Raw genomic sequence first — 25,197 nt, 5'->3', positions numbered from 1 at the left:
TATGACTAGTCGGCGCACGTTTTCCGTGAAATAGTCCTGCTGCTACCCCCAAACGGGTGGCCCGAAGGTGCCACAACACCAAAGAAGTGGCACCGCGACAATCATATCTTGGGAGAACGCGCCTCATGATCCTCAAAGCGCTTGTTGCGGCCACGGCGTCGGCCGTCCGCATGACCTCGCTGTCCACCGAAGGCGCTCCGCTCCCGGCGATCCGTTCGCGCATTGCATGATCCGTCGACGCGCCCGGTCTCGTAACCGGTGTGCATAGACGCGCCGCTCGGCGGCGTTCGTGCAGGAGCAAAGCCATGACATCGCGCATTGTCGTTATCCCCACGCGGCGGGCTCATTCCAACCACGAAGAGGTCGCGCGCAGCATCGGCGTCGACATCATCGCCGGCCGCTACGCGGAAGGAATGCGCTTGCCGGGCGATGCCGAACTCATCGCGATGTTCGGCGTATCGCGGCCGGTGCTGCGCGAAGCCGTCAAGACGCTCGTGGCAAAAGGGCTGCTCTCGACCAAGGCGCGGGTCGGCACCATCGTGCGCGAGCGCGGCGCCTGGAACATGTTCGACGCCGATGTGCTCGCCTGGCATCTCGACGCCGGCATCGACCGGCGCTTTCTCGGCGATCTCGCCGAGATCCGTCTCGCCGTCGAGCCCCGCGCGGCGCGGCTCGCCGCGGCGCGCCGCTCGGAAGCCGACATCCTTGCGCTCAGGCGCAGCATGGAGCTGATGCGGCAGGAAGCTCCCGATTCCGTCGGCTTCGCCGATGCCGATCTCGCTTTGCACATCGCGGTGGCCAATGCGTCAGGCAATTTGTTCATGCGCTCGATCGGCCATGTGATCGAGGCTGCGTTGCGCGCTTCTTTCCTGCTCAGCGCGCCGTCCGAGGAGCAGGACCGCGAGACGGTGCTGCTCTGGCACCAGCGTATCGTCGACGCCATCGCGGACCGCGACGCCGATATGGCGGCGAGAGCCATGGTCGAGGTCATTCACAACGGCATGCACCGCCACGAGCGATCGGCCGGCTTGCAGGCAGCCGAGAATGTCGCGGCCAAGCCGGATTGGAAGCACGGGCCATGATCGGTCAGCGTCTCGTCAGGGATGTCTTCGGCGCGCTGCCGGATGGCCGCGCGGTGGAGCGCATCGTGTTGCACGGCGCCAAAGGTTTCGCAGCCCATGTCATCACCTACGGCGCGGCGCTGCAGGCGTTGATCGCGCCCGATGCGGTCGGGCATTGCGACGACGTCGTGCTCGGCCATGACGATCTTGCCGGTTACGTCGGCGAGCGGCGTTTCTTCGGCGCGACCGTCGGCCGCTACGCCAACCGCATTGCCAATGCCCGCTTCGAGCTTGATGGCGAGATGGTGCGGCTTGCGGCCAACAATGGCCCGCATGCCCTGCATGGCGGCCCGAACGGTTTTGACCGGCAGCTCTGGCAGATTACGGAGACGAACGAGGGCGAGCAGCCCTCGGTCACGCTGACCTATGTCAGCGCCGATGGTGAGGAAGGCTATCCTGGCCGGCTCGCGGTCAGCGTGATGTATCAGCTCACGGGCCCATCCGAATTGTCGCTTGCCTTCAGGGCAAGCACGGACCGTCCGACCGTCGTCAATCTCACCAATCATAGCTTTTTCAATCTTGAAGGCGCGGCTTCGGGAACCGATATCCTCGATCACGGCCTGACGATCGCGGCCGAGCGTTTTCTCGCGATCGATCCAACGGCAATTCCCTTGCCGACGACACCGCGCTCCGTTGCGGGCACGCCCTTCGATTTCCGTAAGCCCACCGCCATCGGCGCCCGGATCCGCCAGGACAACGCGCAGTTGCGAAACGGGAGAGGCTATGACCACAATTTCTGCCTGGCAGACGATCGGCAGTTGAGATTTGCCGCACGACTGGAGGCGCCCCGGTCGGGCCGCGTCCTCGAACTCTTCACCGACCAGCCGGGCCTGCAGGTCTATTCGGGGAACTATCTCGACGGATCGATCGCCGGAAAGCAGGGGCGGCTCTACCGCCAGTCCGACGCCATCTGTCTCGAGCCGCAGGTGTGGCCCGATGCGCCGAACCGGTCGGATTTTCCGAGCCCGCACCTCGCGCCCGGCGAAATCTATCGGCATCACATTGTCTATCGCTTTTCGAGCCGACGCGGAGGGGCATGATGGAGCGCCTGCCGACTTCCATTCTTTGCGATGAACGCTGCCATCTCGGCGAGGGGCCGACCTATGACGCGGCGACCGACACCGCCTGGTGGTTCGATATTCTCGAAGGCCGCCTCTTCGAAGCGCACGTTGGCAGCGGCCGTGTGCGCAGCCATGCGCTGGGCAGGATGGCGAGCGCGCTGGCGCGCATCGATGCCGAGCGCCAGCTCGTCGTCGCGGAAGACGGTCTTTATATTCGTAACGTCGGCGACGGCGCGATGAGGCTGTATCGCCCGCTCGAGGCCGATAATCCGCGCACCCGCTCCAATGATGCGCGGGGGCATCCGTCCGGCACCTTCTGGATCGGCACCATGGGCCGCAAGGCGGAACGCGGTATGGGGGCGATCTATGCGCTTCACCGCGGCGAGCTCTCGCGGCTGTTTTCAGCGATCACGATCCCGAACGCGATCTGCTTCTCACCCGATGGTGCGCTCGGCTATTTCGCCGACACTGCGGAAAACGTACTCTATCGCATTCCTCTCGATCCCTCGACCGGCCTGCCCATCGGCCCGCCGGAGGAGTTGCTGCGACATCGCGATGTCGGCGGTCTCGACGGCGCGGTGGTCGATGCCGAGGGGCGGATCTGGAACGCGCGCTGGGGCGGCGGCTGCGTCGACGTCTACAGCCCGCAGGGCGCGCATCTGCGCTGCCTCCACGTGCCGGCGCGCCAGGCAAGCTGCCCGGCTTTCGTCGGCCCCGATCTGTCGCGCCTGCTCGTCACCTCGGCCTGGCAGGATATGGACGAGGCCGCGCGCGCGGCCGATCCCGAGCACGGCCGCACCTTCGTGTTGGACGTATCGGCGCCGGGGCGTCCAGAGCCCGACGTGAAGCTCGGAGCTTCGTAAGCAGACAAGGGAAGTCAATCTTCGATCGTAACGTCAAAACCAAGAGAAGAAAGGGAGTGGAAGAATGCTCAAGCTGAAGACCACCTTCGCCGCGCTCGCACTGGCGAGTTTCGCGGCGATGTCCTCAGGCACCGGCGCGCTTGCCCAGGGCAAGGGGACGATCGGCATCGCCATGCCGACCAAATCCTCCGCGCGCTGGATCGACGACGGCAACAACATGGTCAAGGTGTTGAAGGAGCGCGGCTATGATGCCGACTTGCAATATGCCGAGGACGATATTCCGAACCAGCTCTCGCAGGTCGAGAACATGGTGACCAAGCGCGTCAAGGCGCTGGTGATCGCCGCGATCGACGGCACCACGCTCTCCGACGTGCTCAAGCAGGCCAAGGCCAACGGCATCACCGTGATCGCCTATGATCGCCTGATCCGCGATACGCCGAATGTCGATTACTACGCGACCTTCGACAATTTCCAGGTCGGCGTGCTGCAGGCGCAGTCGATCGAGCAGAAGCTCGGTTTGAAGGACGGCAAGGGTCCGTTCAACATCGAGCTGTTCGGCGGCTCGCCCGACGACAACAACGCCTACTTCTTCTACAACGGCGCGATGTCGGTGCTGCAACCCTACATCGACAGCAAGAAGCTCGTCGTCGTCTCTGGCCAGATGGGCATGGACAAGGTGGCGACCTTGCGCTGGGATGGCGCCACCGCGCAGGCGCGCATGGACAATCTGCTCAGCGCCTTCTACGGCAGCAAGCATCTCGATGCGGTGCTGTCGCCCTACGACGGCATCTCCATTGGCATCATTTCCTCGCTCAAGGGCGTCGGCTATGGCAGCCCCGACCAGCCGATGCCTGTGATCAGCGGGCAGGACGCGGAGGTGCCCTCGATCAAGGCGATTCTGCGCGGCGACCAGTCGTCCACCATCTTCAAGGATACGAGGGATCTCGCGAAGGTCGCCGCCGACATGGTCGACGCGGCGCTGGGCGGCAAGCAGGTTCCCGTCAACGACACCAAGTCCTATAACAACGGCGTCAAGGTGGTGCCCTCCTATCTGCTCAAGCCCGTGGTGGTCGACAAAGGCAATTGGGAGAAGGTCTTGATTGACTCCGGCTACTACAAGCGCTCGCAATTCGATTGAGCCGCAATCTCCGGCAGGCGTGGAACCCGCGCCTGCCGGAGACCCCGAGGAAACACCGTTCGGCGATGCGGGACATGATGCGATGACGGCAATGCTGGAAATGCGCGGCGTCAGCAAGAGCTTTACGGGCGTGCAGGCGCTGCGCGACGTCAATTTCACCGTTCGGGCCGGCGAGATCCATGCCCTCGTCGGTGAGAACGGCGCCGGCAAATCGACGCTGATGAAGGTGCTCAGCGGGGTCTACCCGCACGGCAGCTATGAAGGGGCCATCATCTTCGAGGGCGAGGAGCGGCGCTTTCGCGACATCAACGATTCCGAGGCGCTCGGCATCATCATCATCCACCAGGAACTGGCGCTGATCCCGCTGCTGTCGATCGCCGAGAACATCTTCCTGTCGCACCCGCCGGCGCGGCTCGGCATCATCGACCGCGACGCGGTGTATCGGCAGACGCGCGAGTTGCTGGCCCAGGTGGGCCTGCGCGAGCATCCCGATACGCTGATCACCGATCTCGGCGTCGGCAAGCAGCAGCTCGTCGAGATCGCCAAGGCGCTGTCCAAGCGCGTGCGGCTCTTGATCCTGGACGAGCCGACCGCCAGCTTGAATGAGGCCGACAGCGCGGCGCTGCTCGATCGGCTGCTTGCGTTCCGCGAGCAGGGGATCGCCTCGATCCTGATTTCCCACAAATTGAACGAGGTCGCCCGCGTCGCCGACCGCATTACGGTGCTGCGAGACGGCCGCACCGTCGATAGCATCGATTGCGGCGCACAGCCGGTGGAGGAAGACCGCATCATCCGCAGCATGGTCAATCGCGACCTCGCGCATCGCTTTCCCGAGCGTCACGCCCGCATCGGCAGTCCGGTCCTGGAGGTTAGGAACTGGTCGGTCTACCATCCGCTGCATCCCGAGCGGCAGGTCATCAAGAACGTTGATTTCCAGGTCAGGCGCGGCGAGGTCGTCGGCATCGCCGGCCTGATGGGTGCCGGCCGCACCGAATTCGCCATGAGCCTGTTCGGCCGTGCCTGGGGCCGCAACATCACGGGCCGCATTGCGCTCGAGGGCTGCGAGGTCGAGCTTTCCAGCGTGCCGGCCGCCATCGACGCCGGCCTCGCTTACGTGACCGAGGATCGCAAGCAGCTCGGCGTGATCCTCGCCGACGACGTGCGCAAGAACATCACGCTGGCAAGCCTCGCCCAGGTGGCGCCGCGCTGGGTCATCGACGATGTCGCCGAGTTGAGGGCCGCCAGCGACTATCGGACCCGCATGCGCATTCGCTGCTCCGACGTCTACCAGGAGACCGGCCAGCTCTCCGGCGGCAACCAGCAGAAGGTCGTGTTGTCGAAATGGCTGATGACGGACCCGCAGGTGCTGATCCTGGACGAGCCGACCCGTGGCATCGACGTCGGCGCCAAATACGAGATCTATTGCATCATCAACGAGCTCGCCGAGGCCGGCAAAGGCGTCGTGGTGATCTCGTCGGAAATGCCTGAGTTGCTCGGCATCTGTGACCGGATCTGCGTGATGAACGACGGCGCCTTCGTCGGCGAGTTCGCGAGCGGCGATGCCACGCAGGAAAAGATCATGCGCGCGATCATGCATAACAAGAGAACCAGCAACGGGGCGCGCGAAAGCGACATGCCGATGGAAGGAGTGCGGCCATGACCGACAAGACGGTTTCGCTGCCCGAGGAACGCAAGGCCGGCAGCTTCATCAAGCACAATCTGCGCAACTACGGCATGTTGCTCTCGCTGTTCGTGATCATGCTGTTTTTCCAGGTGGTGACCGACGGCACGCTGCTGCAGCCGCTCAACCTCACCAATCTGGTGCTGCAGAACAGCTACATCGTCATCATGGCGCTTGGCATGCTGCTCGTGATCGTCACCGGCCATATCGATCTCTCCGTCGGTTCGGTGGCGGGCTTCGTCGGCGCGGTCGCGGCGGTGCTGATGGTGCGCTATCACATCGACTACCCGCTCGCCTTCATCGCCTGCCTTCTGGTGGGGGCGGCGATCGGGGCGGCGCAGGGCTATTGGGTCGCCTATTTCGGCATTCCCTCCTTCATCGTCACGCTCGCCGGCATGCTGGTGTTCAAGGGGCTGGCGCTTGCCGTGCTGCAGGGCCAGTCGGTCGGGCCGTTTCCGGCGACCTTCCAGAAACTGTCGTCGGGCTTCATTCCAGAGCTGTTTTCAGGTGCCGGCACTTTTCACCCGACCTCGCTTCTGATCGGCGCCGCGCTGGCGCTGGCGCTGGTCTATGCCAGCGCCAAGGTCCGGGCACGCGAAGCCTCGCATGGCATCGAGGTCGAGCCTTATGCCTTCTTTGTCGGCAAGAGTGCGGTGCTTGCCGGCGTGGTGCTCTATTTCACCTATCTGATCGCCTCGCACCGGGGCTTGCCGAACGTGCTCGTCATCATGACGGCGCTGATCGCGCTGTACGGGTTTGTGACGCGGCGGACCGTGATCGGCCGCCAGATCTACGCCGTCGGCGGCAACGCCAAGGCGGCCAAGCTGTCGGGCATCAAGGCCGAGCGGCTGACCTTTTTGACCTTCGTCAACATGGGCGTGCTGGCTGCGCTCGCCGGCCTCGTCTTCGCCGCGCGTCTCAACACGGCAACGCCCAAGGCCGGCGCCGGCTTCGAGCTCGACGTCATCGCCGCCTGTTTCATCGGCGGCGCCTCCGCTTATGGCGGGGTGGGTCGGGTCGGCGGCGCAGTGGTCGGCGCGATGATCATGGGCGTGATGAACAACGGCATGTCGATCCTCGGCATCGGCATCGATTATCAGCAGGTGATCAAGGGCCTGGTGCTGCTCGGCGCCGTCTGCCTCGACGTCTACAACCAGCGACGCTAGCGCCCGCTGAAATCGCATCTAGTTGGTTGCCTCGGCGGTTCACCTCCCGCGGTTGGCGGCCGATCCCCGCATTTCTCGATCCTGACGCCGGCTCAGCGCGAGGATTTCCCTTGGTGACGACGCTTGCGCGATAGCGGTGCCGTCGGACCACCTCTTGCGGAATGTGCCTAACATCGGTGTCAGAATCTGGCGCATTTGTCAGTTGAAGAAGCGGCATGACTTGGGTCTGCTGACCTCCTCTTGCGACTGGTTTCATCGCTGCAACTGGACAACGGAGGAATGGGATGAACAAGCTTGCTAAATCTCTCATTGCGGGCGCGCTCGGGACCGCGCTTGCGCTTGCGTCGCCGGCCTTCGGCCGTGGTGGTGGCGGCGGTGGCTTCGGCGGCGGCGGCGGCCATGGCGGAGGCTTCGGCGGCGGCGGCATGCACGCCGGCGGTTTTGGTGGTGGTGGCATGCGCGGCATGGGAGGAGGCGGAATGCACTTCGGCGGCATGGGCGGAGGCCCGCGTTTTGCGGCTGTCGGCCCGGGTCCGCGCTTCGGTGGATTTGGTGGCGGCCCGCGCTTTGCCGGGAGCCGTTTCGCAAGCGCGCGCTTCGCGCATGCGGCCTTCACGCCGGGATTCTCACGCTTCGGCTTCCATCGCCCGTTCTTCCACCATCGCTTCCGCCGCTTTGCCTTTTTTGGCGGGCCCTTCTTCTACGCCGATTACGGCTATTACGATGGCTGCTGGCGCTGGGCGTGGACGCCGTATGGTGCGCAGTGGGTCAATGTCTGCGCGGATTACGGCTACTTCTAACCGCCGTGCATCATCGTGATGATCGCCACTGGCGCATGTCCCGCAAGACTTGCTAGGCTGGTGGCGATCGTCGGAGCAAAGCCATGACGGGAGGTCGTCGCCGCATCCTCGTCGTCGAGGACGACCCGGAAACCGCTGGCCAGTTGACGGAGCAACTCGCGACCAGCGGCTATCAGGTGGATCTCGCCTCTACCGGCGGCGAGGCGCTGAGCCTCGGCGCGGCTCGCGATTACGCCGTGATCACGATTGACCGCATGTTGCCGGATATCGACGGCATCACGGTAATGCGCCAGTTGCGCGATAACGGCATCGCCGCGCCTTTCCTGATCATCAGCGCGCTCGGTGAAGTCGACGATCGCGTGCGCGGCTTGCGTGCCGGCGGCGATGATTACCTGGTCAAGCCGTTTTCCTTCCTCGAACTGCTTGCGCGGCTGGAGGCGCTTGGCCGCCGCAGCGACACCGTCGCCAAGGAGACCATCCTGCGGGTCGGCGATCTCGCCATCGACCTGATCTCGCGCACCGCCAGCCGGCGTGGCAAGGAAATTCTGCTTCTGCCCAAGGAATTCCAGCTCTTGGAATATTTGGTGCGCAACGAAGGCCGCGTCGTGTCGCGCGCGATGCTGCTGCAGCACGTCTGGGACCTGCATTTCGATCCGTCGACCAATATCATCGATGTCTATGTCGGCCGCGTGCGCCGCAAGGTCGACGACCAGCAGGCCTATCCGCTGATCCACACGGTTCGCGGCGTCGGGTATTGTCTCCGTGCTCCTGGCTAAGACGCTGACGTCGTCGACCTTCAAGCTGGCCCTGATCGCGATCGGGACGTTCGGCGTGATCGTCTCGGCGATCTTCAGCTACGTCTATCTGTCGACCGCCCATTACGTCCGCAGCCGGTCGGATCGCGCCATCCTGGCCGAATATATGAGCCTGCGCGAGGCTTACCTGCGCTCGGGCCGCGACGCGCTGACCGAACTCATCCGCCAGCGCATGGCCGACAGGGGATTTGCCGATCACGTCTACCTGCTCGCCGATCCGTCGCGGACCGTGGTGGCCGGCAATTTCGCGCAGTGGCCGCAGGTCGCCACGACGAACGGATGGACCGAATTCCGCGCGGCCGATCCTGCGCCAAACGCAACCAGGCCGCCGCTGGTGCGTGGGATGGTCGAGAACTTCGCGAGTGGCGATCGTCTGCTGGTCGGGCGGGACATCAGCGATCTCGACAGCTTTACCGCTCAAATCAAGATGGCCCTGATCTCGGGCGTCATCTTGACCTTCGTGCTGGCTGCGATGGCAAGCATCCTGGTGACACGCCGGACGGTGGGGCGGATCGAGCAGATCAATGCAACCAGCCGGGCGATCATGGCGAGCGGCCTGGACAAGCGAATCCCGCTGCGCGGCAGCCATGACGAATGGGACCGTGTTGCCGAAAATCTCAACTTGATGCTGGACCGCATCGAAACCTTGATGGGCGAGGTCAGGCAGGTGAGCGACAATGTCGCGCACGACCTGCGCACGCCGCTGACGCGTATGCGCGGGCGGCTGGAGAAGGCCTATCAGCGTCCGCGCAGCGGCGATGCCGATCAGGCGCTGATCGGCGACACGATCGCGGATCTTGACGTCGTCTTGCGCATCTTTGCCTCGATCGTGCGAATCGCGCAGATCGAGACGCAAGCGCGGAAAGTAGGCTTTCGCACCGTGAACCTGGCGGAGATCGCAGGCGAGGTCGTGGAACTCTATGACGCCGCGGCCGAGCAGGATGGCACCCACCTGACGCTCGGTGGCGATCGGGACGTCCTCGTCACCGGCGATCGGGACCTGATCTTCGATGCCATCGCCAATCTTGTCGACAATGCAATCAAGCACGGCCGCGCCGGTGGACAGGTCATCGTATCAAGCGAACACATTGAGGGGGAGCCGGTCGTCACGATCGCCGACGACGGCCCCGGCATTCCTCCTTGCGAATACGACCATGTGTTCAAGCGCTTCTACCGTCTCGAGCAAAGCCGCTACACGCCGGGCAACGGTCTCGGCCTCAGCCTGGTCGCCGCGGTGGCGCGCCTGCACGGGGCGCGGATCGAGATGCTGGACAATGCGCCGGGTCTGAAGTTCAGGCTTTGGTTTTCGGCGCCGGTGGCCAAAGCGTGATCGAATTGAAGCGGGCGCCCATGTCAACCCGTCATCCCTGCAAACGGCTTCGCCCTTTGCAGGGATGACGGTGATGGTGAGGAACACGCTTCATCCACGGCGATGACGCTTCGAGCGGCGAACGCCGCCGGTTCCGCTTCCATCGCGCACCAAACGCACTATATGCTGACCTATCCTCCACAACAGGCCTACCGTACATGACCGCACTCGAGCGCACCCCTTCCGCCCCCGTCGATCCTGTGAAACTTGACCGCCTCGCCGAAGTGGCGATCAAGGTGGGCTTGCGATTGCGCGAGGGCCAGGATCTGCTGGTGACCGCGCCCGCGGTTGCGCTGCCTTTGGTGCGCAAGATCGCCGAATATGCCTACAAGGCGGGCGCCGGCATCGTTACGCCGATCCTGTCCGACGAGACCGTGACGCTGGCGCGCTACCGCTTCGGCCATGAGGCCGGTTTCGATCACGCCGCCGCCTGGCTCTATGAGGGCATGGGCAAGGCGTTCTCGCAAAACACCGCGCGGCTTGCCATCGTCGGCGACAATCCCATGCTGCTGTCGGGCGAGGATCCGGTGAAGGTGGCGCGCGCCAGCAAGGCCAATTCGATGGCCTATCAGCCGGCGTTGGAGAAGATCGTCAATTTCGACACCAATTGGAACATCATCGCCTATCCCAGTCCATCCTGGGCCAAGCAGGTGTTTCCGGAGGAACCGGAAGCGGTTGCGGTGGCAAAGCTTGCCGAGGCAATCTTTTCTGCCTCGCGCGTCGATCGCGAGGATGCGCTTGCCGAATGGGACCGCCATAACGCCACATTGCGCGAGCGCACCGAATGGCTGAACGGCCAGCGTTTCCACGCCTTGCATTATACCGGCCCGGGCACCGACCTCACGATCGGGCTCGCCGACGGCCATGAGTGGGAAGGCGGCGCCTCGCTCGCCAAGAACGGCATCATCTGCAATGCCAATATCCCAACCGAAGAGGTCTTCACCACGCCGCATTGCCGGCGCGTCTCGGGCCATGTGGTGTCGTCAAAGCCGCTCTCCTATCAGGGCACGCTGATCGACAACATCGCCGTGAAGTTCGAGGAGGGACGCATCGTCGAGGCGCGCGCGAGCCGCGGCGAGGAGGTCCTGACCAAGGTGCTCGACACCGATGAGGGCGCCCGCCGGCTCGGCGAAGTGGCATTGGTGCCGCATTCCTCGCCGATCTCGAAGAGCGGACTCTTGTTCTTCAACACCCTGTTCGACGAGAACGCCGCTTCGCACATTGCGCTCGGCCAGTGCTACTCCAAATGCTTCGTGGGCGGCGACAAGCTGAGCCCGCAGCAGATCGCCGCGCAAGGCGGCAACCAGAGCCTCATCCACATCGATTGGATGATTGGCTCCGACCAGACCGACATCGACGGCGTCCACGCCGATGGCCGCCGCGTCCCCGTGTTCCGCAAGGGCGAATGGGCGAGGTGACCGAAGGTCATTCCGGGGCGATGCGAAGCATCGAACCTCAGGTGCGCAATTGCGCACCGGGCAATCTCGAGATTGCAACGAGGATGAGACGGACTGCCGCTGCGTTTACCATGAACGGAGTGTTTAACGGACCGCAGCCGCAATCTCCGCCTTTTCGATCAATTGTAAGGACTTTCGAAAGGAAGGCTTAAAAGCACGCGGCTAGGTTGGGTGCAACGGCGGCTGCTCGCTCAGGGCTTGCCGCCTTTGCTTTCCATTCAGGGGGGATCGATGTCGCGCAAGATGATTGAAATTGGCAAGACCGACGTGGAAATGACGCCGCGTCCGATCGAGCCGTCGTGGATTCTCGAAGGCAAGCCGGAGGCGACGGGCTGCGAGCTGTCGCGCAGCGCCGACGGGCTTGCCTCCACAATCGTTTGGCACTGCACCGAAGGGAAGTTCAACTGGTACTACACTTTCGATGAGACGATCCTGATCCTGGAAGGATCGATCGTGCTCGAGAGCGATACCATGCGCCCGACACGTTACGGCCCCGGCGACGTTATCTTCTTCCGCGACGGCGCGCATGCCAAATGGCATGTCGAAGGTCATGTGAAGAAGCTCGCCTTCTGCCGCAAGACGCAGCCCTTCGTGCTCGGACTCGCGGGGCGTGCGATCAACAAGCTCAAGCGGATCTTCTTCCCGATCGGCACCCGCCAGGCCACGAGCCTGATGGGGGCGGGCTAGCGCGTCCGCCGATCAAGCTGCCAAGGCGGACGAGCGCCTTCAAGCCCGTCATTGCGAGGAGCGCAAGCGACGACCCGCCGCCGCTCGCTCGGCGAGCTATGGCGAGGCTTGGAGTCCCGCCGAAGCGCCTGTGCGCGAAGGCGGAAGCAATCTAGACTGTATCCGCGGACAAAGTCTGGGTTGCTTCGCTTCGCTCGCAATGACGGCGGAGCGCGCTTCCTCTCAATTCGCTCAGCGCGGCGCACCGCTCTGGGCGCAGGTTCGCCAGGCCGCCTCACCGGCGCTGGGCGCGCACCTCCACCACGAGCCGCCAGTCCGGGCTGTCCGCGGGCTTGGCCTCGCCGAGCCAGTGAAACGAGTTCGCCGTGATCTCGGTGAAACTCCAGCGCGTGTGCACGCCGCTCTCGGTCGTGCCTTCCTGGACGATGTCCGGCCCCCGCGCCCGTCCGATCTGCTGGCGGAAGGCGTTGGTCGCGGGATCGATCCAGTAGATGCGCCAGGCATCAATTGTCGGGTCGTACACCCGGATCGTCGTGCCGTACCAGTTGCCGGCAATCGGAAAGGCGGGCGCGTTGCTCCGGTCGGCCGAGCGCGGGATCATCCAGACGTCCTGGATGGCGCGGCCTTGCAGCACCCATCCGAAATGGATTTCGCCGTGCGCCTGATGGCTGATGCCGCCTCCGCCGTGCGCCGTGATATCGGCATCCCAGCTTCCGACGAAGCGTCCATAGAGTTGCAGCGCCTCGGCGTATTCAGGGTCGGGGCCTTGCGCGTGCAGCACCGCGGGCAAATCGATCTGAGAGGCGTCCATGCGGGATCTCCATTTTTGCGGAGATCAGCACGGCATCACCGCTGAGACTTGGAGAAAATTGCGGCCCGCCTAGACGCCTTCGAGAATGATCACTGTGGGCGTCGCCGGCAGCGTCTCGCGGGAAATCTTCAGGGTCCGCCCGCTGCGGACGTCGATCGAGAAATCCTTGCCGATCCGCTGCATGAATTCTTCCAGCGGAGTGGCGAAGCGGTGCATCGGCAGCACGACGGAGGCATGCAGACGTCGTGTGATGTCCGAAATCCCGTCGAGCGACATGGTGTAGGTGCCGTCGATCGGCACCATCACGATATCGAGCCGACCGATCGCCGCGAAATGGCTGTCGTCGAGCTTGACATGCAGGTGACCGAGATGACCGATGCAGAGCCCGGCGACCTCGAAGATGAAGATCGAGTTGCCGTCCTTGATCATGTCGGTGCCCGAATAGTCGCCATAATAGCGGCGAATGTCCGTCGTCACATTGCGGATGAAGACATCGCCGATCCGCTCCGAAATATGCGCGGGCTGTCCGTCATCGCGCCAGCCATGCAGCACATGGGGAATGCGCGGATCCGGGAACAGGGTGTAATGCGTGGAATGTGCGCGGTTCATGGTGACCACATCGGGCAAGCGGCCGATCTGGTAGGCGCCGCTATAGTCGGTCGCGATCCGCACGCCGCCGGGCGTGTCGATGTAGTAGGTGGAATGGCCGCCATAGGTGATTGCGACCTCGTCCGTATTGGCGGCAGCCTGGCGCAGGCCGACCGGCGTCGCGCGCGGCGCTTGCGAGATCGCCATGCACTCGCTGCGCTGGGCATCCTGGGCTCTGGCCGGCGCCAAGAAAAAGCCCACTAGGACGAAAACGGCGGAAAGACAGCGGAACACGGCAAGGCTCGGCGATTGTCGACGCTCAAACTGTATCGCCGAACCGCGGACCGAACTATGATCTCGCCGATCAACAGAATGTCAGCGCCGCCATGATGGCGGCCGATGGGGAGTTGCAACCATGGCGGTTCGCGCATCTTCGTCCGAGCGGCTGGAGCCGCTGCGTCATATCAACACCGGCCTGCTCGATATCGCCTATTACGAGGCAGGGCCGGCGGACGGCCCGGCCGCCGTACTGCTGCACGGCTTTCCCTATGACATCCATTCCTATGTCGATGTCGCGCCGATCCTTGCGGAAAAACGCTGCCGGGTCATCGTTCCCTATTTGCGCGGCTACGGCCCGACCCGTTTTCTCGACCCCTCGACGCCGCGCTCCGGCGAGCAAGCCGCCATCGGCGCGGACTTGATCGCGCTGATCGACGCGCTGTCGATCGAGCGCGCGGTGTTTGCCGGCTATGATTGGGGCGGGCGCGCCGCCTGCGTTGGCGCCGCGCTGTGGCCGGCGCGCTGCATCGGCCTGGTTTCGGTGAACGGCTATCTGATCCAGGATATCGCCAATGCCATGCGGCCCGCGCAGGTCGAACGCGAGATCGCATACTGGTATCAATACTATTTTCAGATCGAGCGCGGCCGCGCCGGGCTCGCCGCCAACCGTCGGGAGATCGCAAAAATTCTCTGGCGGCAATGGTCGCCGAACTGGCAGTTCGATGATGCGGCGTTCGCGCGCTCGGCGGCGGCATTCGACAATCCCGACTTCGTCGATATCGCGATCCATAGCTACCGCCATCGCTACGGGCTTGCGACGGGCGACCCGCGCTATGCAGATATTCAGCGCCGGCTGGCGGCGCTGCCGCCGATCACGGTGCCGGCGATCACACTCGACGGTGATGCCGACGGGGTCGCTCCGGCAACGGATGGCACCGCGCAGGCGACAAAGTTTACTGGACCGCGCCGTCATCGCATGGTCCCACGCGCCGGGCACAATCTGCCGCAGGAGGAACCGGAAGCGTTTGCGGCCGCGGTGCTGGAGCTGATTCACCGCTGACAATCACTCCCGTCGCGGGCTGAGCTTCCAGGCTGCCGCGATGATGCCTGCGGTCATGAGGCCGGTCAGCGCGGCCCCGATCGGAATCGCCAGCGCCAGCGCCGACGTCGCGGCCCAGCCGATGGAGGAGAAGGCTTCGGCAAAGGTCGCGAGCCGTGATGAGGTCTGGCGGCGGCGGAACTGGCTGCGCCTCGCGTGCACGCGAAACCAGAGCTGAATCGCGGTCGCCGAGGCGGCGCTGACGATGACGGCGCCGGCCGTGACCAGCGCCTGCAGCGGCGCGGCAAGGGCGAGCGCTGCGGTCAATGGCGCGAAAATCGCGCTGATCGCAATCAGCACAACCTCGATCTTGGCGCGCAGGACCGCGGACGCGGGCAGTGGTGCGGTCGCGACCAGGTCGGCGGCGTCCTCGCCTGATATCGTCAGCCAGGCCAGCCCGCCCGCGAGCTGCCCGGCCGCCATTACAAGGACCGGCGTGATCAGCAGGATCGCGCCTGAATGGTCGGAGAAGCTTCGCCACAGCAACAGCGCCGGCGGCACGAGGTAGAGCAACTGCATCAAGGTCTGCGAGATCAGCCATGGATCGCGCCCGAGCAGCAGGAATTCCTTGCGGCGCAGCGCCTGCTGCCGCGAGCCGCCGCGCAACGCAGCGGCTCGCCGTCCCCGGCGATTGGAGATCGCCTGTGTGGAAGCGGCCGTCGCGGTATCGGCAAAGCGCGGCGAAAAGATCGCCATCACGCCGCCAAGCAGGAGCAGGCTGGCCGAGAGCAGGAGCATGAGCGCTCCCGCCTCGCCGAGCGCCGCGCGCGCCGGCCACCAAAGGAGGCTATCGGCATCCGGGGCGAATGCAGCCGCGGCATCTGAGGTGAGAATGGCAAAGCGCGACAGCGTGCCGTAGGAGACGATCGCTGCGATCTGCAGCACGATGACGAAGCCTGCGCCGATGAAGGCGGCGAGAATCTGGGCGATCAGCCGGGTCTTGCCTGGCCCGATCAGGCGAAACAGCAGGATCGTGACCGCGATCGCCAGCGCGGTCGCGGAGAGCCCGACGGCGGCGACGACGCCGAAGGCGGCTAGCCAGCGGATGCCGCCGCACAGAATCAGAACGTCGACAAAGGGCGTCGAGAACAACAGCGCCATGCCGGTGACCATCAAAGCGATCGCGGCAATGCGCACCGAGAACAGATTGGTCAGCCTTGCCGGCGACGACATGATCAGATCGAGATCGGCGCGGGCGTAGAACACGCGCGTGACCGACTCGATCGCCTGCGACAGCATCAGGGCCCACGCCAGGAAGATCGTCGACGTGATGACGATCAGGGATGTCTTGCCGAGCGGCTCCTGCAACTCGGCAAAGCGGCCGATCACGGCATAGGCCGGAAGATGCATGATGGCGGCGAAAACGATCAGGCCGATGACCGCAGCGCGCCTTCGCCCCCGCCGCCCACCGGTCATCATGCCGAGCCATTCGCGCCATGCGAGCCTGAGTTCGTGGCGGGCAAACCAGGTGAGCGTCGTCACCGTGTTCATGCCGCCTCGGCCTTCACATCGACCAGGGCGATAAAGAGATCCTCGAGGCTGGTATTGGCATGGCCGTTCTGTTCGCGCAGCTCGGTCAGCGTGCCCTCCGCGACCAGCCGGCCGGCCGCGATGACGCCGATGCGGTCGGCCATCCGTTCGGCCACCTCGAGAATGTGCGTGGTCATGATCACGGTGCAGCCACCACGCACCCGCTCGCCGAGCAAGCCCTTGACGTGACGGGCGGAGACCGCGTCGAGGCCGGTGAGCGGCTCATCCAGGATGATCAGCCGGGGATCGTGCACCAGCGCGCCGGCGAGCGCCACCTTCTGGCGCATGCCCTTGGAGAAGCCTTCGCAGCGCTCGCTTAGATGCGGCTCGAGCCCGAGCGAGATCAGAAGGTCGCGCGCGGCGGGCGTCGAGACGGAGGGATCGACGCCCCAGAGGCCGGCGACGAATTCGAGATATTCGAGCGGTGTCAGCTTGTCATAGATCATCGGCTCGTCGGAGACCCACGCCACCATCTGCTTGGCTGCGATGGGATCGTGCAGCGCGTCCACCTCAAAGATCGAAACCGAGCCGGCATCGGGCCGCAGCAGGCCTGCGACCATACGCAAGGTGGTGGTCTTGCCGGCGCCATTCGGGCCGACCAGCGCATAGAATTCGCCGGCGCGCACCGTAAGCTCGAGTCCGTCGACCGCTAGCCGGTCAAAACGCTTTGTTAAGCCTTGCACCTGCAGGGCCGGCAGATCCGCTTTCATGAGGTCGTCACTGTCTGTTTTGCGCTTCCGGTTTCGAACATCGCCAAAAGATATTTCGGCACGATGAATCTGATGCAGCGAATGCCGACGTGGCCGCCGGCCGCGAGACACACTCGGTGGGCAAAGCGGCGACTGCCTTAGTTCGACGCGCTGATCAGGGCCGGCTGCGCTGCAATCGCCGGCGCGGCGTCGCGATCCGGTCCCGCAGCGAGCAGCTCCGGGTCGGCGTATGTCTTCAGGTGCTGCTCGTCCATGACGAACAGCGGCCGGACATTGCGCACATAAGAGTCCTCGACCATGGCCATGCGCTGGTTGTCCAGCATCAGCCAGTGTCCGTCCAACCTTGCCGCCGCGACGGCATGATCTTCGCCATGGAGGACGTTGCGCATGATGACGATGCGCAGATCCTCGGCCGACACGCCGGCCTGGCGCAGCGCGACGAATTTGGCGATTGCATAGTCCTCGCAGTCGCCGGCGCCGCGGTCGAAGGTCGCAAGCGGCGGGCTCCAGACGTCCACTTCGCCGTATTGCGCGAGATCGCTCATCGGGTGGATCGCAAGGTTGATGGCGCGGTTGATTTCGCCGAGACGGGCGCGGCCCTCGCGCGAGCGGCCCAGATCGACGATGGCGAGAAACCGCAGTGCCGCGTCCGAGGCGCAGCGCTCGCGGTCGCCATCGCAAAGCGCAAGCTGCACCCGCTCGTCGTCAAGCTTGCGTGCAAGCGCGCGCCATTTGTCCTGCAGCGCGCCGGCCGTTGGGGGCAAGGTGGGCAGCCCGAACGGTTCAGCGGTCGAGACAGGCAGCTCGGTTGCGCGGGTCGAATCGGGCGAAGCCGCTTCGAGCGCGGTTGCCGGTGTAAAATGCGCCAAGCCGCACGCGAGCACGGCCGCAAGCGCGATGCGCTGACGACTGAGAAGCCCCATCTGACGCCCCTGTCCGGGCATCGTCGAGGCTTGCTGCGCTCGCGCGTGACCGGATCGTTTCGTGGGCGATGATGGGTGAGGGCGCTTTTGTTCTGCTTAAGAGCGGCCCTTTGCGGCCGGAAAGCTCGAATCAGGCTAAAAGCCGGTTTGCGGCTTTGCCGACAGTTTTAATGATGGCAAGCGGTCCGGCGCTCCGCGAAACGATGCAAAGTGCACGCGTCAGTTGTGAGGCCGCCGATTTCCGCTGGATATGGCTAATGCGTGGGACGCCCACGGATTTGTTATTCAGATCACAGCTCTAGCTGGGAGAATCGCACACCATCCCGCGAGGAGGTGCGGGCTAAAGCAATCCAAAGTATTCAAGTTAATTCTATGCTCTGATCTACTTTAGATAACCTATTACGTCCAGGAATTTACCTAATATGCCCACAAATCGCGCAAATATTACCTCATTGTATGCGAACCGCCTTCGAATAGATCGAGATTTACTTGCGCTCCTGCTGTCGCTCGCACGCGCTTAAGATGGTTCCGCAATCCGGCCGCCAGTGATATGGCAAGTTTTCAACATTGATTGTTATGTACATTTTAACCGTATTGCGGTGGCCCATTGAATTACGCTGGTAAATTTGATGCCACGATTGCCTCCGAGGGCCAGGGTACGGCCTCTCATTCTTATGTTCACGTCGACAAGGTTCAGAGCCATGTGCCACCGGACGCCATTGTCGTTCCGGACGCGCACCTCTTATTCAATGCGGATTTCCAGCGCTCCGGGCTCGACCTGATCCTGTCCAAGGACGACCACGCGTTCGTCCTGCATGATTACTTCAAGGGCGAGAAACGCGCGCCGCTGGCCTCGCCCGACGGCGCGCATCTTGCGGGCGACATCGTCAATGCGCTGACCGGTGCGGTCGAACTCAGCCAGGCCGGCGCGCCCGCCGCGAGCGGTCAGGTCATCGGGCATGTCACCAAGCTCGTGGGCAGCGCGACCGCGATCCGCAACGGCGTCTCCATTATCCTGAACATGGGCGACAACGTCGAGAAGGGCGACGTCGTCCAGTCGGGTGCGGATTCCACGCTCGGCCTCACCTTCGTCGACGGCACCGTGTTCGGCCTGTCCTCGAACGCGAGGATGGTGCTCAACGAGATGGTCTATGACCCCAACGGGTCGAGCAATTCGTCGCTCCTGAGCCTCGTCGCCGGCACCATCACCTTCGTCGCGGGCGAGACCGCCAAGCACGGCGACATGAAGGTCGATACGCCGGTCGCGACCATGGGCATCCGCGGCACTGCGGTGCTGGTCGAGATCGACTTCACCGTGCCGGGCCAGGCTACGGCCCCGGACGCCAAATTCCAGGTGCTGATCGAGCCGGACGGGCACACCGGATCCTACATCCTGTTCGACAAGACCACGCTGCAGCCGATCGCGGTCGTCAACCAGGCCGGCCAGCAGATCAACATCTCCAACGGTGTCGTCAGCCAGACCTCCGCGCCGCTTTCGGACGAAATTCAAAAGCTCATCACGGACGTGTTCTCGCTGAAGTTCAGCGCCAACGACGCCAATCCTAAGACGACGACGGCGCAGACGGATACGCTCAATCCGCTGCTTTTCGTCGGGCCGATCATCAAACTGGCGAGTGGCGCGACCGCAACGCCAAGCTTCCAGACCGTCGGCAACGACAGCAACTCGTCTGCCCAGAATTCGAACGGGCCGAACAGCTTTATTTTTCATATTCCCGGGCCTCCCAAGGTCGCGATCCTCGATTCCCACGGCCAGCCCACCACGAGCTTCGCGCTGACCGAACGCGTCGGACAGACCGGCGATGCGACGGATGCCGACACGATCTCGGGCAGAGTGAACTTTGCCGACGTCAATGCCGGTGACCAGCCGACGGTGAAGATCACCTTCGCCTCCTTCAGCTATCAAAACGCCCAGCACCAGGACGTGACGGCGTCGCTGAACGCGCAGCAGCTTGCGGATATCCTGGCGACGGAGCTGAAGCTCACCGTCGTCCCTGATCCGGGCAATCAAAATACGGGTGGGGCCACCTTCAGCTATAGCATTGCCGACAAGGCGTTCGATTTTCTGGCCGCCGGCGAGACGCTGACGCTGACCTATCGGGTGCGGGTCGACAACAACTACGCGCCGAACAACGAATACACGACGGTCCCGATCACCATCACGGTCACCGGCACGAATGACGCGCCCGTCATTAGCACCGGTGCGGAGAAGATTGCGCTCTCCGGCGGCACCAACGTGCCCGGCGGCACGCTGAACGATCCCGCCAACGGCACGCTGGCCTTTACCGATGTCGACCTCACCGACACGCACACGGTTTCCGTCGCCCTGCTGAACCAGGACCTTCCGCCAGGACCGCTTGATCTCTTGAGCAAGGCGCTGACCGCTTCGATCGCGACCGACAGCACGGGCACCGGGGCGGGGAGCATCGCCTGGCAGTTTGCGGCGCTTCCGGTCTATATCGCGGACTTCATCCCCAAGGATGAAGTCCTTACGCTCACCTATGCGGTGACGGTCACGGATTCCCAGGGCGTCAGCTCGACCCAGGACATCACGATCAGCATTACCGGCACCGCCAATGCGGCGGTGGTCTGGATCCACACCAGCGGCGACGGTTCGCCTGACAATTCCTGGAACACCGGGCAGAACTGGGAAACCGGTGCCGCTCCCACCGCCAGCGATGATGTCATCATCATCACCGATCAGCTTCGTGGGCTGACGCCGTCCTATCCCGTTGTGGTCAATGCAAATGGCGCAAAGGCTGCGCTCGCCCACTCGCTGACGATGAACGACTTCTCCGATGGGAAGCCGGAGCTCGACATCCTGAGCACAGGCGAGCTCGCCATCGGTGCGGGTGGGCTCAGTGTCAAGGCCGACGCGAAGATCAATAATCAAGGCACGGTCACCGTCGGCGGCGAGGCGGATTTCCTGGACGAGAGCAACCTCGTGAATTCCGGAACGATCAGCTTCGCCGGGAAGGCGGAATTCCTCAACCAAAGCGCGCTGGTCAACTCCGGCATGCTGACGCTTCAGCAGGGCGGCGACTTCTCGGACACAAGCCACATCACCAACAACGAAGGCGGCACCATCGAGGTCGCCGGCGGCACGTTGAGCGTGACGGTCGACGTTGCCAATTCCGGCCAGGTCACGGTTGATCTCGGCGCAACGCTCGCCCTGGAAACCGCGGTCATCGACGGGGGGACCGTCTCGGTCAACGGCACCCTGGAATTAGAAGGTTCGGGCGTGCTGCAAGACGGCACGCTCGACAGTACCGGTCGGATCAAGGTCACGGGCCTCGCCAACGCGCTGCATGACGAGGACGTCACCGCGAACAACACGCTGGAGGTGATGGCCGGCGCCGCCCTGCTGCTCGATCAGGGCACCACCATCGTCAATGATCTCAGTGGCCCGATCCTTGTCGGTGAGGACGAGACGCCAAGCGCTGGCGGCACCGTAACGGTCGACGCCGCCGCGTCCTTGACGCTGAACGATGCGACCATCATTGGCGGGGCCGTCAGCAATTTGGCTGGTGGCACGATCGATCTGACGGGCTCGGCGGTCCTGGCGGATGGCGCGCTCGACAATTCGGGGCTGATCAAGATTTCCGGCGCCGGCAATTCGCTGGACGGTGAAACCGTCACCAATACGTCGGGCACCATCGACATCACGGGCGTCCTGACGCTCGAGTTCGGCACCGCTGTGATCGGCGGGACCCTGACCAATTCGGGCAGCCTGCATGTCGAGACATCGACCGGTGCCACGCTCGACGGCGTCGGCGTCGACAACACCGGCGGCGCGATCCAGGTGGATTGCGAGTTCTCACCACCGGCCAGTCTGATTCTCGGCGACGGCACGACCATCAAGGGCGGGACGCTGACGATCGGGGATGTGGGTACGCTGGAGATTTCCACCTGCGCCGGCGCGACACTGTCGGATGTGTCAGTCAATAATGACGACGTCATCCAGGTCGACACTCATTCCGTGCTTACGTTGGATCGGACCACGATCACGGGCGGCACGATCGCCGACGACGGGACCATTCATGTCATCTCCGACAGTGCGATCGATGACGCTACGCTCAGCGGCGGGCATATCAATGTCGATTCCGATGCCACGCTGACGCTCGACGACGCCACAGTCACCGGCGCCTTCCTCACGATCGGCAGCGGCGCGTCCGTTGACCTTGATCATTCCAGCATCTGGGGCAGCACGCTGACCATCAGCGGCACGCTCTACAACGTCGCCGGCAACAACACCATCAGCGCTGCCATCACCGAAGATGGCGGCCATGTCGAGGTGACCGGCGGTACGCTCGATCTCAAGGGCGCGCTTTCGGGTGATGTCGAGATCGCCGGGGGCTCGACGCTGGAACTGGGCGCGTGCAATTGGAGCGGCTATGCGCAGACCACCGTCACTTTCGAAACGGGCGCGACCGGCACGCTGATCCTGGATCATTCCACGAGCTTTGGCGGCACCATCGCCGGGCTCGACGATGACGACAGGCTCGACCTTGCCGACATCAGCTACACATCGGACCTGACCGTCAGCTACGCCAACGGGATGCTCTCGGTTTTCGCCGGCGACCATGTAGCCAAAATCCACCTCTCCGGCGACTATAGCTGCGTGCACTGGGTGCTTAGCGAAGACGCGTCGGGCCACACGATCGTAACCGAAGCCCCAGGCGATGATCTCGTCACCACGCTCAGCGCCAGCAGCGCCGCACAAGGTGCGGAGATCGATGTCATCGGTGTGACCGATGACGGCGCTCCGGTGACGTCGGGACTGACCTATTCCTGGCAGATCTCGTATGACGGAACGACATACTGGACAGAGGTCGACACCCATTCCTATTACGTGCCGACCGAGAACGACGAAGAGAAGTATCTGCGGCTGGTCACGACCTATGTCGACGCTTCGACCGGAGAAACCGAGCAGGCCATCAACACGCTCGGCGCCATCGCAGATATCGCGCCGACCTTGATCGCGCCGTTCAGCTTTGCGGTCGACGAGCTCAAGATCGTCAAGAACGGACATGAGGTTTTCGACGACAGCTTCGCGCAAGCGCCGCCGGCGGCCGGCACCTTCGGCACCAGCCCCGTGTCCTTCCTGACCAAGGGCAGCATTTGGACCGAGGGGGACGGCCAGGCGATCATGACATCCACCGGGGCCGTCGTCCTTCCGACCGTCGACGGCGCGCAGGTGATCGCGCGGCTGGGCACCAACAGCGACGATGAGAGCGTCTCCAGCCGAGGCCTCAAGGAGAACGCCACCTTCACGGCCAGCGCGACATTCGATCTGACGGTCCCGCAATACAGCGGCCAGCAATACGGTATCGATCTCAACGATTCCTCGGCCACGCACCCGAACGATGAGATGGTCGAGCTCTATGTCACGGGTGACGGCCAGGGTGGTATGACGGTCAAGCTCGTTGAAGCAAACTTCTCGACCACGACGTTCACCACACTTGCAAGTCAGGCGCTCACCGCCGATCAGCTCAAAGGCAACACCCAGATCGAGCTCGATCTCGCACACCTCGCAGCCGATACATCCGACATCACCGGTTCGTTCGAACTGCTGAATGAAGGGACGCAGACTTACGCGCAGACCTTCGGGACGACGGGTCACATCTTCGATAACGTCACTTACACGCGCGCGGATATTTTCGCCTTCGGTCGAACGGATGTGATCATTAGCGGTCAGGCGTTAGAAGGTCAGACGCTCACCGCCAACACCACGACCAACGAGGATGATGCCAGCATTCATTATCAGTGGCAGCATTCGAACGACGGCGGCCACACCTGGACCGATATCGGAACGGACAGTGCGACGTACCTGGTGCAGGAGAGCGATGAGGGATCCGCGATCCGCGTGGAGGCGACCACCTTCGACTTCATCGAAATGCCCACTTCCGCCGTCAGCGCGGCGACTGCCGTCGTCATCTCCGATGCCGATGACCTGCAGGCACCCGTGCCCGCGATAGAGGTCGGCGGCGCGGGTGCGACGCAGGAGAACGCGCCGCTTGTGCTGAACTCCCTAGGCGTCTCCAACCCCGGCGCCGGGAGCGATCCGATCCAGGTGCAGTTGTCGGTCGGACATGGCGCGCTGGCCTTGAAGGACTCGACGGGGCTGACGCTCTCGTTCGACGCGGGGCATGACACCGTGGCCATCTCCGGCACGGTCGCCGATATCGACGCGGCCTTGGCCAAGGGCGTGATCTATACGCCTGCCAACGATTTCGTCGGCCACGATACGTTGACCGTGACCGCCAATGACGAGGGGCACAACTCAAGCGGCAATCCGGAGATTACGAGCCAGACGTTGGGACTTACGGTTACGGGCGTTCCCGTGATCGAAACCGACAGGTTCACCCTCACGCAGAACGAAGACGGCACGAGCACGATCACGGGCATTCAAGTCAATGACGCCGACCCGTGGGCCGGGTCCGGGACCTTCACCCTTGCGGTCACGACCGGCGATGCTCCCGAGAGCGGCGCCACACAGGATTCCAGCTCGGGCAGCCTTGCCCAGATCAATGCTGCGTTGAGCGCGATCACCCATCATCCCGGCGCAAATCCACCGGCGAGCGACATGGTCAACCTCACCGTCACCGACGGCTTCGGCGCCGGCGAAACGGTCCACTTCGTCTTCAATGAAAACGCAAGCAGCGCCACGCTGCAGGGCACGCCGGGCAACGATGTCATTTTTGCAACCGGCGGCAGCGACAGCTTGACCGGCAATGGTGGTCTCGACCAGTTCGTGTTCAAGCCGACCTCGGGGCCGGATGCGGTGCAGCACACCATCACCGACTTCGATCCCAATCTCGATACGATTGACCTGCGGCAGTTTGGCAACGGCATCTCGGTCGCGAACCTGACGGCAAATGCCACCCAGCAGGGGAGCGACACGGTCGTGACGATCGATGCTCACGACAGCTTGCTGTTGAAGAACGTGGTCGCCACGAGCCTTCACACCAGCGACTTCATCATTGCGCATTAGTTTTACTGCGTCACAACCGGCTCTATCCTCTCATCCTGAGGAGCTTGCGGAGCAAGCGTCTCGAAGGATGTGGGGTTCGGAAACTCG

17 protein-coding genes and 1 pseudogene are annotated in these 25,197 nt (G+C 63.7%); 13 read left to right on the top strand and 5 right to left on the bottom strand.

What is annotated here, in order from left to right; genetic code table 11:
- Positions 1-305: 305 nt before the first annotated feature.
- The 11 genes and pseudogenes from P6U23_RS37225 (at position 306) to P6U23_RS37175 (ending at position 12,158) form a co-directional block, all read left to right on the top strand.
- Entirely contained in the window at positions 306-1,082 is a 777-nt protein-coding gene (locus P6U23_RS37225; RefSeq protein WP_407177253.1) for a FadR/GntR family transcriptional regulator, read from the top strand.
- The gene (locus P6U23_RS37220) at positions 1,079-2,161 is read left to right on the top strand and encodes an aldose epimerase family protein (RefSeq protein WP_407177252.1); all 1,083 of its coding nucleotides are present in this window, start codon (positions 1,079-1,081) and stop codon (positions 2,159-2,161) included. Before P6U23_RS37225 ends, P6U23_RS37220 begins: the two co-directional genes overlap by 4 nt.
- Positions 2,161-3,045, top strand: coding sequence for an SMP-30/gluconolactonase/LRE family protein (locus tag P6U23_RS37215; RefSeq protein WP_407181711.1), 885 nt, complete (start codon positions 2,161-2,163; stop codon positions 3,043-3,045). Before P6U23_RS37220 ends, P6U23_RS37215 begins: the two co-directional genes overlap by 1 nt.
- Positions 3,046-3,109: 64 nt before the next feature.
- A complete protein-coding gene (gene chvE, locus P6U23_RS37210; RefSeq protein WP_407177251.1) occupies positions 3,110-4,183 on the top strand; it encodes a multiple monosaccharide ABC transporter substrate-binding protein in 1,074 nt (357 codons plus the stop codon).
- Positions 4,184-4,265: 82 nt separating this feature from the next.
- On the top strand, positions 4,266-5,843 hold the full coding sequence (mmsA, locus tag P6U23_RS37205) for a multiple monosaccharide ABC transporter ATP-binding protein (protein WP_407177250.1): 1,578 nt from the start codon (positions 4,266-4,268) through the stop codon (positions 5,841-5,843).
- Positions 5,840-7,030 (top strand): multiple monosaccharide ABC transporter permease, encoded by a 1,191-nt coding sequence (mmsB, locus tag P6U23_RS37200; protein WP_407177249.1) that lies wholly within the window; start codon positions 5,840-5,842, stop codon positions 7,028-7,030. The genes mmsA and mmsB overlap by 4 nt, the downstream gene beginning before the upstream one ends.
- Before the next feature lie 284 nt (positions 7,031-7,314).
- Complete coding sequence (locus P6U23_RS37195) at positions 7,315-7,830, top strand: hypothetical protein (protein ID WP_407177248.1); 516 nt, start codon at positions 7,315-7,317, stop codon at positions 7,828-7,830.
- Between the two features lie 83 nt (positions 7,831-7,913).
- The gene (locus tag P6U23_RS37190) at positions 7,914-8,606 is read left to right on the top strand and encodes a winged helix-turn-helix domain-containing protein (RefSeq protein ID WP_407177247.1); all 693 of its coding nucleotides are present in this window, start codon (positions 7,914-7,916) and stop codon (positions 8,604-8,606) included.
- 436 nt (positions 8,607-9,042) lie between these two features.
- Positions 9,043-9,975: pseudogene (locus tag P6U23_RS37185) on the top strand (sensor histidine kinase); the annotation flags it as partial.
- Between the two features lie 197 nt (positions 9,976-10,172).
- Positions 10,173-11,432 carry an aminopeptidase gene (locus P6U23_RS37180; protein WP_407177246.1) on the top strand — a complete coding sequence of 420 codons (1,260 nt, stop codon included), beginning with the start codon at positions 10,173-10,175 and terminating at the stop codon, positions 11,430-11,432.
- A 270-nt stretch (positions 11,433-11,702) separates the two neighbouring features.
- Entirely contained in the window at positions 11,703-12,158 is a 456-nt protein-coding gene (locus tag P6U23_RS37175) for a cupin domain-containing protein (protein WP_407177245.1), read from the top strand.
- A gap of 274 nt (positions 12,159-12,432) precedes the next feature.
- On the opposite strand, the gene P6U23_RS37170 is transcribed toward P6U23_RS37175, so the two are convergent.
- On the bottom strand, positions 12,433-12,969 hold the full coding sequence (locus tag P6U23_RS37170) for a hypothetical protein (RefSeq protein WP_407177243.1): 537 nt from the start codon (positions 12,967-12,969) through the stop codon (positions 12,433-12,435).
- Positions 12,970-13,038: 69 nt separating this feature from the next.
- Entirely contained in the window at positions 13,039-13,764 is a 726-nt protein-coding gene (locus tag P6U23_RS37165) for an MBL fold metallo-hydrolase (protein WP_407177242.1), read from the bottom strand.
- Between the two features lie 208 nt (positions 13,765-13,972).
- On the opposite strand from P6U23_RS37165, the gene P6U23_RS37160 reads away from it, so the two are divergent.
- The gene (locus P6U23_RS37160; RefSeq protein ID WP_407177241.1) at positions 13,973-14,896 is read left to right on the top strand and encodes an alpha/beta fold hydrolase; all 924 of its coding nucleotides are present in this window, start codon (positions 13,973-13,975) and stop codon (positions 14,894-14,896) included.
- A 3-nt stretch (positions 14,897-14,899) separates the two neighbouring features.
- Here P6U23_RS37160 and P6U23_RS37155 read toward each other — a convergent pair whose 3' ends face one another.
- From P6U23_RS37155 to P6U23_RS37145, 3 genes are all read right to left on the bottom strand, one after another.
- Positions 14,900-16,426, bottom strand: coding sequence for a permease (locus P6U23_RS37155; protein ID WP_407177240.1), 1,527 nt, complete (start codon positions 16,424-16,426; stop codon positions 14,900-14,902).
- Complete coding sequence (locus tag P6U23_RS37150; RefSeq protein WP_407177239.1) at positions 16,423-17,175, bottom strand: ABC transporter ATP-binding protein; 753 nt, start codon at positions 17,173-17,175, stop codon at positions 16,423-16,425. The genes P6U23_RS37155 and P6U23_RS37150 overlap by 4 nt, the downstream gene beginning before the upstream one ends.
- A gap of 137 nt (positions 17,176-17,312) precedes the next feature.
- Positions 17,313-18,098, bottom strand: a complete 786-nt coding sequence (locus P6U23_RS37145) for a transglutaminase-like cysteine peptidase (protein ID WP_407177238.1) — start codon at positions 18,096-18,098, stop codon at positions 17,313-17,315.
- Positions 18,099-18,705: 607 nt separating this feature from the next.
- On the opposite strand from P6U23_RS37145, the gene P6U23_RS37140 reads away from it, so the two are divergent.
- Entirely contained in the window at positions 18,706-25,110 is a 6,405-nt protein-coding gene (locus P6U23_RS37140; protein WP_407177237.1) for a FecR domain-containing protein, read from the top strand.
- The last annotated feature ends 87 nt before the right edge of the window (positions 25,111-25,197 follow it).

The sequence above is a fragment of the Bradyrhizobium sp. STM 3562 genome (genome assembly GCF_045571435.1).
Classification (GTDB): Bacteria; Pseudomonadota; Alphaproteobacteria; order Rhizobiales; family Xanthobacteraceae; genus Bradyrhizobium.
This window is presented reverse-complemented; position numbering and strand designations above follow the sequence as displayed.